At 35.4% G+C, this 13,685-nt stretch carries 12 protein-coding genes and 1 other annotated feature; of the genes, 9 read left to right on the top strand and 3 right to left on the bottom strand.

Annotated elements, in window-relative coordinates; genetic code table 11:
- Positions 1-10: 10 nt before the first annotated feature.
- The 3 genes from ACSVDA_RS13970 to trpS all read left to right on the top strand — a co-directional run bounded on the left by ACSVDA_RS13970 (position 11) and on the right by trpS (position 4,931).
- Entirely contained in the window at positions 11-1,201 is a 1,191-nt protein-coding gene (locus ACSVDA_RS13970) for a CamS family sex pheromone protein (protein ID WP_485884055.1), read from the top strand.
- A gap of 315 nt (positions 1,202-1,516) precedes the next feature.
- Entirely contained in the window at positions 1,517-3,064 is a 1,548-nt protein-coding gene (gene pruA, locus ACSVDA_RS13965) for an L-glutamate gamma-semialdehyde dehydrogenase (RefSeq protein ID WP_485884054.1), read from the top strand.
- 198 nt (positions 3,065-3,262) lie between these two features.
- Positions 3,263-3,525: a binding site (T-box leader), on the top strand.
- A gap of 416 nt (positions 3,526-3,941) precedes the next feature.
- Positions 3,942-4,931, top strand: coding sequence for a tryptophan--tRNA ligase (gene trpS, locus ACSVDA_RS13960; protein ID WP_485884053.1), 990 nt, complete (start codon positions 3,942-3,944; stop codon positions 4,929-4,931).
- 248 nt (positions 4,932-5,179) lie between these two features.
- Here the strand turns inward: trpS and ACSVDA_RS13955 are convergent, their stop codons facing one another.
- A complete protein-coding gene (locus tag ACSVDA_RS13955) occupies positions 5,180-6,286 on the bottom strand; it encodes a helix-turn-helix domain-containing protein (protein ID WP_485884052.1) in 1,107 nt (368 codons plus the stop codon).
- Positions 6,287-6,691: 405 nt separating this feature from the next.
- Between ACSVDA_RS13955 and ACSVDA_RS13950 the strand changes: the two genes are divergently transcribed.
- Positions 6,692-6,898, top strand: a complete 207-nt coding sequence (locus tag ACSVDA_RS13950) for a hypothetical protein (protein WP_485884050.1) — start codon at positions 6,692-6,694, stop codon at positions 6,896-6,898.
- Positions 6,899-7,288: 390 nt separating this feature from the next.
- Here ACSVDA_RS13950 and ACSVDA_RS13945 read toward each other — a convergent pair whose 3' ends face one another.
- A complete protein-coding gene (locus ACSVDA_RS13945) occupies positions 7,289-7,426 on the bottom strand; it encodes a hypothetical protein (protein ID WP_214484006.1) in 138 nt (45 codons plus the stop codon).
- Between the two features lie 381 nt (positions 7,427-7,807).
- Complete coding sequence (locus ACSVDA_RS13940; protein ID WP_485884048.1) at positions 7,808-8,263, bottom strand: metal-dependent hydrolase; 456 nt, start codon at positions 8,261-8,263, stop codon at positions 7,808-7,810.
- A gap of 242 nt (positions 8,264-8,505) precedes the next feature.
- Here ACSVDA_RS13940 and ACSVDA_RS13935 point away from each other — a divergent pair, with 242 nt between their 5' ends.
- From ACSVDA_RS13935 to gatA, 5 genes are all read left to right on the top strand, one after another.
- The gene (locus ACSVDA_RS13935; RefSeq protein WP_485884046.1) at positions 8,506-9,426 is read left to right on the top strand and encodes a phosphotransferase; all 921 of its coding nucleotides are present in this window, start codon (positions 8,506-8,508) and stop codon (positions 9,424-9,426) included.
- A gap of 35 nt (positions 9,427-9,461) precedes the next feature.
- The gene (locus ACSVDA_RS13930; RefSeq protein WP_485884044.1) at positions 9,462-9,986 is read left to right on the top strand and encodes a cysteine hydrolase family protein; all 525 of its coding nucleotides are present in this window, start codon (positions 9,462-9,464) and stop codon (positions 9,984-9,986) included.
- Positions 9,987-10,087: 101 nt separating this feature from the next.
- Positions 10,088-11,620: a M1 family metallopeptidase gene (locus ACSVDA_RS13925; protein WP_485884042.1), complete on the top strand. Its 1,533-nt coding sequence runs from the start codon at positions 10,088-10,090 to the stop codon at positions 11,618-11,620.
- A 292-nt stretch (positions 11,621-11,912) separates the two neighbouring features.
- Positions 11,913-12,203 (top strand): Asp-tRNA(Asn)/Glu-tRNA(Gln) amidotransferase subunit GatC, encoded by a 291-nt coding sequence (gene gatC, locus ACSVDA_RS13920; RefSeq protein ID WP_320259415.1) that lies wholly within the window; start codon positions 11,913-11,915, stop codon positions 12,201-12,203.
- A gap of 13 nt (positions 12,204-12,216) precedes the next feature.
- Positions 12,217-13,674: an Asp-tRNA(Asn)/Glu-tRNA(Gln) amidotransferase subunit GatA gene (gene gatA, locus ACSVDA_RS13915; protein WP_485884040.1), complete on the top strand. Its 1,458-nt coding sequence runs from the start codon at positions 12,217-12,219 to the stop codon at positions 13,672-13,674.
- Positions 13,675-13,685: the final 11 nt, after the last annotated feature.

Raw genomic sequence — 13,685 nt, 5'->3', positions numbered from 1 at the left:
GTGTATGATATTGCGGAAAATTATTGCCTTAACTTTATCAACATTATTACTACTCTCTGCGTGTGCACCGAAGTTTGAGAAACAACAAGAAATTGTTAATGAATCAGAAGATACAACTGAACAAGCAATCATTCCTAAGTATCAAATTTCTGATCAGTTTTATCGAACAGTTTTAACTGAGGATAATCAAATCAAACCAAGTGAATCAAGAGGGCTGGTTGTTTCAGGGCTCAATACACGATATGACATAGATGAAGTGGAACGAGGACTTATGCGAATTGCACAAGATACCTTTTCTCCAGATGAATATTTTTTCCAAGAAGGACAGTATTTAGATCGCCAGACGGTCCAAAGTTGGTTAAATCGAAAGTTGACACCAGAACAGCTTCAAGAAAAACTTAACGAGGATCCAAATTATGTAGATTTAGGGTTAAACCCTAGTATTGATACGACTGCTGAAGCAACTCTCACAGATTTAAATCAAGAAAGTCCTATCTATCTTGCACATATATTAGAACATAATTATTTAGTAGAGAAAGATGAACAAACTGTTGAATTAGGCGGGATTGTCATAGGTCTTGCATTAAACTCGGTTCATTATTACAAACAAGAGCAAGGATATGATAGAGAAGTTAACATTGATCGATCTGTGCTTGAGAAAGAGGGTAAGAAGATTGCCGAAGAAGTTGTAAGGCGAGTGAAATTAATAGACGGGCTTGGGAATATTCCAATTGTTGTTGCATTATTTGAGCAACAAAGCAAATCTTCGATTGTACCCGGAAATTTCTTTACACAAGGAAATGTTAAAGCAGATAGTTCATCTATTGATAAATGGTCTGATATTAATGAAAAATATTATTTATTTCCTTCCGACGACGCTGAAAACGAACATCGTGAGGATGTCGTTACATTTAATAGGCTTAAAGATAGCATTGCTCAATTTTTTCCAAACTACACAGGCATTATCGGCAAAGGGTTCTACAAAGATGATACTCTTCAACAAATGACGATAGAAATACCGATGCAATTTTACGGTAAGTCAGAAGTCATTGGCTTTACGCAATACGTAACAAATGAGGCTATGGAAATATTCCCTAACTATATCTCCTTGCAGATGTATATATCATCAGTTAGAGGCCAAGAAAGTATTGTTATTCGTGAAGCTGGTGAAGAAGAACCTTTCGTTCATATTTTTCAATAATAAGTCTCAGAAACAAGTACGAAAATACATCGAGAGTTTCGTAACATCTTATCTTCTAAAAAATGGTTACATGGACAGCTACACTGCTTTGGATTACGTCACTTAGTAACTGAGTCTAAACAGAATGATGATGTTACAAACTCTCTTATTTTACGTGTAATTGTACTATGACCTGAATAAAAAGAGCATAGTTAAAGTGTACTATTCTTTTTAAAATTCCGACTATTTGCACCATGTTTGATGTAACTGGTTTTATCAGTTAGAATGGTAAATGTAATGTGTGTAAACGCTTAAAACAGTGGGGAGGAACGAAAAATGGTATTACCATACAAGCATGAACCATTTGTTGACTTTACTGTAGAGGAAAACAAACAAGCATTTGAAGCAGGGCTTGCAACTGTTGAATCTTATTTAGGTAAAGATTATCCACTAATTATTGGTGGGGAACGAATTACAACTGAGGATAAAATCACTTCAGTAAATCCTGCACAAAAAGATGAACTAATTGGTACTGTATCAAAAGCTAATCAACAACTTGCTGAAAAAGCAATGCAAGTTGCTGACGAAACATTTAAAACATGGCGTAAATCAAAGCCAGAAATGCGAGCGGACATTTTATTCCGTGCTGCGGCAATCATTCGACGTCGTAAGCATGAGTTTTCAGCATTACTTGTTAAAGAAGCAGGTAAACCTTGGAGAGAGGCGGATGCTGATACTGCTGAGGCTATTGATTTCTTGGAATATTATGGACGTCAAATGCTATCGTTAAAAGATGGTGTTCCAATTGAAAGTCGCAAAATTGAATATAATCGATACAACTACATACCTCTTGGAGTAGGCGTCATCATATCACCGTGGAATTTCCCGTTTGCAATTATGGCTGGTATGACAACAGCTGCACTTGTATCTGGAAATACCGTTTTATTAAAACCAGCTAGCACAACACCAGTTGTTGCAGCGAAGTTCATGGAAGTACTAGAAGAAGCAGGGCTTCCAGCAGGCGTTGTAAACTACATTCCAGGTAGTGGTGCAGAGGTTGGTGACTACTTGGTGGATCACCCTCGTACACGTTTCATAAGTTTCACGGGTTCTCGTGATGTAGGTGTACGTATTAATGAACGCGCAGCAAAAGTTCACGATGGACAACTTTGGTTAAAACGTGTTATTGCTGAAATGGGTGGAAAAGACACGATAGTAGTAGATAAAGAAGCTGACCTAGAATTAGCAGCACAATCAATTGTAGCTTCAGCATTTGGCTTCTCCGGTCAAAAATGTTCAGCTTGCTCTCGTGCTGTTATTCTTGAAGAAGCATATGACCAAGTATTAGATAGAGTTGTAGAGCTTACGAAAGAATTATCAGTTGGGAACCCAGCTGAATATGGTATGTTTATGGGTCCTGTAAATGACCAAGCTGCTTTTGACAAAGTGATGAGCTATGTTGAAATTGCTAAATCAGAAGGTAAGATCGTTGCTGGTGGTGAAGGTGATGACTCAACTGGCTGGTTTATTAAACCTACTGTAGTAGCAGATGTTGCAGAAGATGCTCGTCTTATGAAGGAAGAAATCTTTGGACCAGTCGTTGCATTCTGTAAGGCAAAAGATTTCGATCATGCGATGGACATTGCTAATAATACAGATTATGGTTTAACTGGTGCAGTTATTACAAATAACAGAGACCATATTGAGCAAGCACGTGAAGATTTCCATGTAGGTAACCTATATTTTAACCGTGGTTGTACGGGTGCAATCGTTGGTTATCAGCCATTTGGTGGGTTTAACATGTCAGGTACAGACTCAAAAGCAGGTGGACCTGATTACTTACTACTTCATATGCAAGCAAAAACAACGTCAGAAACGCTATAATTTTTTCTGATAGACATTTTATATGATCGTATACGAAGGTGACTCAAAATCTGAATCTGGAGTTCTAACTGTGGGGTTTTAAAATCAAACTGTAGAGCTGCGATCAACATTTTTTGAGCCACCTTCTGTTGTTTTTTTCCATGACATGTGGTAATATTTTTTAACAATAAAAGAAGAATTCAGAATTATGAATTCTCGGAAGAAGCAATGAAGAAGAAGAGTAAGTATGACGGAAGTTTTAGAGAGCTGACGGCAGGTGCAAGTCAGTAGCGGAAGTTGTACTGAATGGGCTCCTGAGCTCCAAACCGAAAGATTTGTTCAAGTAGGCTTTGGCGACCATGCCTCTGCGTTAAAGAGGCGCATATTCGTACAATACGTTGTACTGATATGTTTGTGAAGCGAGCTTTTTTGCATGTATGAAAAGCTAATGAAGGTGGTACCGCGGGTTTCTCGTCCTTTTATAGGACAGGGGCCCGCGGTTTTTTAGTTTACAAGATGGGAGTATCTCCTCGCAACAATTGAGAATAAGGTATTTGGACAGAAAGCCACCACGTTTGGAAAGTGCGGCCACGTTCGGACAGTAAACGTCCATTTTTGGATAGTAAAGTCCCTTAGTTGGACAGTAAAGTGCAGCGTTTGGACAGTAAACGTCCATGTTTGGACAGAAAGTGCCTGCTTTTGGATAGAAAGCGCCCGCGTTGGACAGTAAACGTCCACTTTTGGATAGTAAATGCACATGTTTAGACAAGAAACTAAAGCAATTAGCGTAATTAAGTTCATCACTGAAAGGAGTGATTTTTTATGGAAGATGGTTGGTGGTGTAGGTTAAATGTAATGACATATAACAACATTCATATTTATCAATGGAGGGATTTTGATGACTAAATTAGTGTCGGGAATACGACCAACGGGAAATATACATTTAGGGAATTATTATGGTGCAATGAAAGGGTTAATCGAACTGCAAAATAAGTATGATGCCCATTATTTTATAGCTGATCTTCACTCATTAACAACTCATCGTCAAGGTGAAAGATTAAGAGAGAATGTCATAAATGCTGCTCGCGATTACTTATCGGCTGGACTTGATCCAACAAAGTGTATGTTGTATGCACAGTCTTCAATTGCTAAACATATATGTGAATTGCACACATACTTTAGCATGGTTATGCCAATGGGAGAATTAATGCGTTGCCCCACATTTAAAGAAAAAGCAAAACGGCATCCAAGTAATGTTAATTATGGTTTAGTTGGTTATCCAGTGCTAATGACAGCAGATATAATGATTCATAAAGGTGAGGTAGTGCCAGTTGGAGAAGATCAGCTTGTCCATTTAGAAATTGCTAGAAAGATCGTCCGCAAGTTCAATCATTTATATGGTGAGGTTTTTGTTGAGCCACAGTCTATTATTGACAATGCTGTAAGAATTCCATCCTTATCTGGGAAAGGAAAGATGAGTAAATCTGATTCAGATGATTCATATATTAGTATGACAGATCATCCGCAAATCATTCAAAGCAAGGTCAAGAGAGCATATACAGATCCTAATAGAATATACCGTTCAGATCCGGGTAATCCAACTAAGGATGGGTGTAATGTATTTCATTTACATTCATATTTTACAGAAAAACGGATTGTAGAGGACATTCAACAACAGTGTGAAAATGCTGAAATAGGTTGTCTTGTTTGTAAAAACATGCTCTCTCAATCTATTATTAATATTGTGGCTCCCATTCAAGAACAAAAAGTACAATACTCAGATGTTGATGTAATAGATATTTTAAAGATGGGGCAGAAGAAGGCAGAAAAATCGGCTGAACTGGTCATAGCTGAAGTTCGTAAAGCAATGGGATTTATCATGTATTAGTAATAGGGGCTTTTCATAAGGCCATTTAAGGAAACCTTTGTTGCTATTGAGACTAAATTAGGACAGGAACAAATAACTTTAAGCAATGGACATTATTATAGGTTATAAGGACTTACTTATTAATACGAAAAGCAACAATTATTGTGCAAACAATTTATTATAAAGAGAGGGAGATCAACGTTGATCCCCCTCTTTTAAATAGATTATAGCAGTAATTAAACTATCTTACATCAAACAGCTTATCTAACTTATAGCTCCATGCCTTTTTTAACATAATCATTAATTAAACCTTGATCAACAAAGGCGATAATTGGTAATATCTCTGAAATTCCTTTACTTGAAACAGCATCTAAAGCGAGTTCGTTGATCAACTCCTTGTCAATAAAAGGGCATATAGAAGTTAATGAGCTTATGCCATTTTCATTATAGCTGTATTTTGCGAGCTCACTTAACGTATCACTACTTAAATAAGGTGCGATTGGTGTTAAAGCTTTAATTCCATTAACACGAAACTCTTTTTTTGCACAATCATTAATAACGTCTTGAGTAATAAAAGAGGCAATAGCTGTAAGACCTTTAATACCATTGACCTCAAACTCTTTTTTTGCATAATCAACAATTACATCTTGAGTAATAAAAGGGGCAATAGCTGCAAGACCTTTAATACCATTGACCTCAAATTCTTTTTTAGCACACTCATCAATAACATCTTGAGTAATAAAAGGCGCAATAGCTGTAAGATTCTTAATACCATTGATCTCAAACTCTTTTTTAGCAAAACCATTAATAACATCTTGGTTAATAAAAGGAGCAATAGCTGCAAGACCTTTAATACCATTGACCTCAAACTCTTTTTTAGCAAAATCATTAATAACATCTTGATTAATAAAAGGCGCAATTGCCGTAAGACCTTTAATACCATTGATTTCAAACTCTTTTTTAGCACAATCATCAATAACGTCTTGACTAACAAAAGGAGCAATAGATGATAATTCTTTATTTGAAAGGTTATCTTTAATGGTATGAAAAACCTCATCAGCTTTATCTGTTTGAATTAAGGGTGCGACATTTGAAAATTCTTCTACAGAAACATCATTTTGTTCTAAATATTCAGATGTATTATCCTCTATTATATTTTTTATTAATTGTGTTCCGTCTCCGTTGTTAAGGATCTCATCAATTGTCACATCAAATATTTGAGCAAGTTCAGGCAGTTTAGATATATCAGGCATCGTTTTACCACATTCCCAATTACTAATTGCTTGAAAGCTAACTCCCAGTTTATCTGCTAACTCCATCTGCGTAATTTTTTTTGACTTTCTATATTGTGCAATTTTTCTACCAATCTTGTTCATGTCAAACAAAACTATCACCTCTTTAATTTTTGATGCTTTAATTGTATCGATTTAATCATTTAGTGTACATCAACTGATAGTTGAATAACGCCATTCGATATTTCAAGTAGTAGTTGAAGGCTGTTTTTCGTACGAATGTTTAAATATATGGTTACAACAAGAGATTATGGCATCTTAAATTTTGAACAACAATGACAAATAAAACGATTGCTGTCTTATATATGTAAAAAAAACAAAGTATATGGATAGCGTTTAATTCAAGGGACTGAAATGAATAAAGGTGTTTAATAGAATTACTAAACTACTTTCATTTTATTATCAATAAATGGTAAAGTAAAACCATTGAAGGAAAATGGAGGCTTATGATTTATATAGATTATTAAGGCAACAGTGCGGTAGCTTGCAGTGTTAACGGAATTAGTTGATTTGTATCGAGTTTTCGGTAAGCAAAAGTCTGATGTTGGTGGTGCAAGGAAGTTGTTACGAGAAAGGTTGATTAATAAAGAATCAGTCATATTTATTGCATTTAATGGAGGAGGTCCTCTTGATTTCGTTCAGTTGCATCCATCATTTTCCTCTATAAATATGAGGAAGACATGGGTGTTGAAATGATTTGTATGTGAAAGAAGCTGCGAGAGGTAAAGAAATTGGCGAAAAATTACTAAACAGAGCAATAACCTTAGAAAAAATACTGGAGCAAAGAGAGTATTACTTGAAACAGCTGAAGATAACATAACAGCTCAGAGAATTTATGAAAAAACAATTTCAAAAGAGAAACAAATCGTTATTACTTTTATACGATTTGAAGATTGGAATAAATAATTTAACGAAAGTGGTTAGCTAACTCTTTTCTTTTACTTTGGCTGTTTTTACATTAATGGTTGCTTTTTGTAATAAGAGCAACATGATTATATTTAGGGACATCTTTTCACATTTAAAGTCTATTAAAATCATCTATTACTAATGTAGTAATTACAAAGTTCAAATTGTTAAAGGGATATTTCAGATTCCGCCACCACCACCATCATAATCACTGGGGAAACGGTGAGGTTTATCATCTTTATTATTGTCCCTTAAGGACAAGTTGACAATAACTAGTAATACTAAAATGATAAAAATAATTAATAAAATCCACCACATATTACTTACCCCCCCCTATACAATTTACATAATAAAATGTAAAGCTATAAGAATGGATTCTTTGTAGAATATTATATTCATAGTTCAAAAACATAAGACTGTTTTAGCAAAAGTTTGTATCCTTCTTAGGTGAAAGCAGATGAGTGTAGTGATTATAGATGGTGGGCAAAGGCTATATGTTGTTATTGAGTGATCATTTATTTGATTTTCCTGTTTATTTTGATTAAATTTATCACGTCTAAGGTGAGCTCTTTCAATGAGGTAGAGTGGAGTCTCCACCTCATTCACCGATGTTCAAGCTTAGGAATTGTTCCTATGCTATATTCTAATTTTCAAGAACCACATATAAATGTGATTCCTATAGTTAGAAAAATGTATAATTTAGGATATAAGCTTGTACGAGATAAAAATAAACGTAAAGAAACAAATTTGCTCGATGCTACCTCCTGTTTTAAAAGTTAATGGTAAACGAATATAACGTCCAAATGGATAAAAAAGCTTTACCCCAGCTGGTGTAAGCATATCACCTAAGATATGTGAAGCAGTTCCAAATATGATTCCTGTCACGAGGGAAGCAGGTAATAAGTCATATAAAAAAGTTAATATTCCTACAAAAAGTAGACTATGAAAAAACGTTCTATGAGTAAAAAACGTTGAAATAATTGATGGTAAGATCGGAACTTTGTTACTTATTTTGCTTTTTGGATGGTCGATGTCTGGTAGGAGAGCGCCTATGGCTAGCCCTATAAAATATGATGCTGGGTCAGGAACTTGAGCCCATTCCATCATTGATAACCCTACCATTCCTGAAAATGCTAGATGAGTATGATATTGCATTCGATTCCTCCATGTTGATTTATCTATGATGTTTAATGCCTGTGTATTGTTTATACACGAAATAATGTGATATTTCAATGATTCTTTCATAGCATGTCGTTTGTCACGGTAGGAACTGAAGTACTTGTACTTGAGAACTTGAAAAGTTAACAAATATTTAAACAAACGTTTGTTTAAAACTGTTTTATATAGAAATTGCCAATCTTGTGTTATATATTGATATTAAGTTGGAGGTGTAACGTATGACCAATCCGTGGGATGCTGAACAAGTTGTGTCGCCAGAGCTCGCTAAGAATTTAATTGAAACACAGTTCCCGGATCTATATCCTGTTACGGTTTCATTAATGGGGAAAGGTTTTGATAATACTGTTTATCTCGTTAATGAAAAGTATGTCTTTCGATTTCCACGAAGGACGATCGCAGTTGATTTATTAAATACAGAAAATAGCTTACTTCCTATTTTGTCGTCAGTTCTTCCACAAGCGATATCACATCCTATTTTCTTTGGGCAAAGTGTTAATGGAAAGTATCCGTGGCCTTTTACTGGGTATTATCGTGTTGAAGGTACACCGCCAAATACATTGTCAAAGCTTGAAAGAATGAACTCTGCAATAATACTAGCAACTTTTCTCCGCTCTCTCCATAACTTTCCTGAAGAAAAAGCTAGATTGTTAGGTGTACCGTTTGATGAACTAAAACGATTAGATATTATGAAGAGGAAGCCAGTAGTAGAAAAATATATAGATCAAATAAAAACGCTACAATTATATGATCAAGTCTCATCATTAATGTCATACATAGAGCAAGTTAATCATATTGATGTAGAGCAAAAAAGCACACTTGTACATGGTGATATTCATATTCGTAATTTACTAGTAAATGAGAACAACACAGTTTCAGGATTCATTGATTGGGGAGACGTTCATATCGGACACCCTGCTGTTGATTTAAGTATAGTATATAGCTTTTTACCTCCTGAAGGCAGGAACATATTTTTTAGCCATTATGGAAAAGTTGATGAAGAAACTTTATTGTTAGCGAAATTTAAAGCTGTATTTACGACAATCATACTTCTTATGTACGGTTATGATCACAATGATAGGAAGTTAATTGAGGCAAGTAAACAAAGTCTCGATCTAATTTTATGTGAAGAAAATACTTGAAAGGGGTAAAGGTCTTAAAAAATGGAGGTTACAAAATGAATAAATCAGCATTACTTATCATTGATGTACAAAATGGTATGTTTTCTGAAAAAGACCCAGTATACAAAGCCTCGGGTCTATTAAACACCTTGAAACAACTAATTTTACGAGCTAGATCGAAATCTGTACCGATCATGTACATTCAACATAATGGACGTGAAGGACATCCATTGGAATTAGGAACGCAAGGTTGGGAAATCCATTCAGCAATAGAGCCGATGGCTAGTGATGAAATCATTCAAAAAACTACCCCAGATTCATTTTTTCATACAAGCTTAGCTGAAAAACTAGCGGAAAATAAAATAAATCATCTTGTTATTGCTGGAATCCAATCCGATATTTGTGTAGACACAACTTGTCGACGAGCTTTTAGTATGGGGTTTGATATTACGTTAGTTTCTGATGGACATAGTACTTGGGGTTCGAATGGTTTAACAGCTCAACAAATTATTGATCATCACAATGGTGTATTACAATGGTTTGCAAAAATAGCGAGTGTAAAAGAGATTCATTTTTCTTAGAACTTAGAAATCATCTAAGTTCTTTTTTAATGCTTTTTATAGAATTTGAAGGATTTTACAATTTTGTGTCGAATTGTATGTAAATTAGGAAGGGGATAAACATGACAAAAAGAAAATTAACCAGTTTAGTACCTATTTTTATAGTTATCATTATAGTAATAGCAATAGGAGCATTTTTATATGTTCGAGAAACAGCAGAGACAACAATGAATAACGACGAACCTATGAATGAAAATAACATAGAAAGCGAGATAGTAGAAGAAGCTGACACCCAAGATGAGCAAGTAGAAGACGCTGACAATCAAAATGAGCAGGTTGAAGAAGTTGAGGAGCCAACATATAATGTACTTGCACCTTTACCGGGTGCTTCAGCTGACTACGACATTTCGTTAACTTTAGATGATCAAGGCGTTTTTCATATCTCATCAACAATTGAGGTGGCAAATCTTTCAGATGATGTTTGGCACGATGTAGCCTTTTATTTAGTTCCCAATGCCTTAATCGAAGAAAATAAACCAGAATTCATAGAGGGTAAAGCGGAAGTGTCAATCTTGTCAGTGGATCAAAATGGACAAGAGGCTACGTACGACTTACATAATAATAATTTGTTTATTCAGCTAAATGAACAAATAAACTCGGGACTAACTTCAACTATTTCTATAGACTACACACTAGAAATACCTGAAAATGGTCTTCGCCTCTCTCAAAAAAACGGCAATTATTATTTAGCACATTGGTATCCAATGATAGCTCACTATCAAGAAGGCTGGAATATTGAGAGTTATATGGCGAGTGGAGAATCTTATCATACCCCATACGGGAATTATACGATTACTTATAAGTTACCAAAGGAATACTTCGTTGTGAGCTCTGCACCAGATGGTGAAGCAATACCTTCTGCCTCTGGAACGCTTCATGGAGAAAAAATAAAAGATTTCTATATAGGCATATTAGAACCTGATGAATGGCTAACAACTTCAATTAAGGCAAATGATACAAATTTACGTCTATTTGTACCTATTGATGCTGAAGACCTTTTACAAGAGGGGATGAAAGAAGCTGAAAAAGGCTTTAATTATTTTGAAAAGAACATTGGTGATTATCCATTCGAAGAATTAGATTTAATTGGTAACGATGGTGGAATGGAATATCCAAACGTAGTGGAAGTGTCTGATGCTCTACGTGAACAATCATTACATACGATTATTCACGAAATTGCACATCAATGGTTTTATTATCTCGTTACAAATGATCCATATCATGATGCATGGTTAGATGAAGGAATGACGGAATTTGCAACGACTGTATATTTTTATGAGCAAACAAAAGATGAAGACTTTAGTTTTGAATTTGCAAAACGGGTATCAACATTAAATGAAACTGAAGATAAAGTTAATGTAAGTTTAGATAAATTTACTAAAAGTTATATGGGAACACTATACGGGAAAGTGCCCCTTGAGTTATGGGCGTTCTTCCAAGCAAACGGAGGGCATGAAGAAGCTGTTAAGTTTTTATCAGCATATTATACGGAGTTCCAATACGAATATGTTACTACTACAAAATTTGTTTCATTTTTTAATGCTTATTTTCAGAAGGATTATAGTGATTTTTTAGCTGACTGGTTAGAGTTTTAAGCGAAACACGGAATCTATATGATGAGATTCCGTGTTTTTTTATGGTTGTTTTCGTATTGATTTGTAGCTTTTGCTACTAAAATAAACGTATAAACCAAGCGTTCTGGTCAATTGCATAAATTTAGTTGTTGCTGTCCTAAATTAGTCTCAATAGCACAACTTTCTTATTGATTAAGGTAGAGTGAAGGGATTATTTTGACTGGAATTGTATACATCTATTGCTTTAATGGGCTAAAATTTGATATTATCAGTATATTGTGAACGATCGAACAACCAATGGAGGTGACTTTATATGTCAAGGATTTCAGTCGATCAAGTGAAGCACGTAGCAAACTTAGCACGATTAGCAATTACAGAAGAGGAAGCAGCGAAGTTTACGAATCAGCTTGATGCAATTATCTCTTTTGCTGAAGAGTTAAATGAACTTGATACAACAAATATTGAACCAACTTCTCACGTTTTAAACATGACGAATGTTTTACGAGAAGATGTTGCAAAAGAAGGTTTACCTATAGATGAGGTGTTAAAAAATGCGCCTGATCACAAAGGTGGACAAGTACGTGTGCCATCAATTATAGAATAAGGAGGGGCGAGGCATGTCATTATTTGATCATAAAATATCAGAATTACATAAACTTTTGCACAAAAAAGAAATTACTGTTACAAATCTTGTTGATGAGTCGTATAAACGAATTAACGAGGTTGAAGATAAAATCAATTCCTTTTTAACGTTAAATGAAGAAAATGCACGTGCATATGCGAAACAATTGGATGAAGCAATTGGGAATAAGGATGAATATGGTCTTTTATTCGGACTTCCAATAGGACTTAAGGATAACATCGTCACAAAAAATCTTCGTACAACATGCGCGAGTAAAATCCTAGAAAACTTTGATCCGATTTATGATGCTACTGTTGTTAAAAGATTATATGATGCTGAAACGGTTACAATTGGTAAGTTAAATATGGATGAATTTGCGATGGGATCTTCGAATGAGAATTCCGGTTTTCATGTAACAAGAAACCCGTGGAATACTGACCATGTACCTGGAGGTTCTAGTGGTGGCTCAGCTACAGCAGTTGCAGCAGGTGAAGTATTATTTTCACTTGGTTCTGATACGGGAGGATCGATACGTCAGCCAGCAGCATTTTGTGGAGTTGTTGGATTTAAACCGACATATGGCAGGGTGTCTCGCTTTGGGTTAGTAGCATTCGCCTCATCATTAGATCAGATCGGACCAATTACACGTAATGTAGAGGATAACGCTTATTTATTACAAGCAATTGCAGGGCATGATCAAATGGATACTACTTCCGCTAACGTTGAAGTGCCAGATTTTATATCTTCCTTAACTGGAGATGTAAAAGGGTTGAAAATTGCTGTGCCAACTGAATATATTGGTGAAGGTGTATCTGATGATGTTCGTAAGTCAGTTCTCCAAGCGCTAAAAGTTCTTGAAGGCTTAGGTGCTACATGGGAAGAAGTCTCACTTCCACATTCAAAATACGCATTAGCCACGTATTACTTACTTTCGTCTTCAGAGGCTTCGGCAAATCTTGCACGCTTTGATGGGGTACGTTATGGTTACAGAACGGATAATGCTGAAAGCTTAATCGACATGTACAAGCAAACCCGTAGCGAAGGTTTTGGAGAAGAAGTAAAGCGACGGATCATGCTCGGTACGTTTGCACTAAGCTCAGGATATTATGACGCATATTATAAAAAAGCGCAGCAAGTTCGGACATTAATTAAAAAAGATTTTGAAGATGTTTTTGAAAAATATGATGTGATTATAGGCCCAACAACGCCAACACCGGCATTTAAAATAGGCGAAAATATTGAGGATCCATTAACGATGTATGCCAATGATATTCTCACAATTCCAGTGAACCTTGCTGGAGTACCAGGTATTTCAGTTCCATGTGGACTCTCAAACGGGCTTCCGCTAGGCTTACAAATAATCGGCAAACACTTTGATGAAGCAACGGTTTATCGTGTTGCACATGCATTTGAACAAGCAACTGACCATCATAAAGCAAAACCAGTATTGTAAGGGGTGAGAAG

It is taken from the genome of Cytobacillus sp. Hm23 (genome assembly GCF_051842895.1).
GTDB lineage: Bacteria > Bacillota > Bacilli > Bacillales > SM2101 > Nanhaiella.
This window is presented reverse-complemented; position numbering and strand designations above follow the sequence as displayed.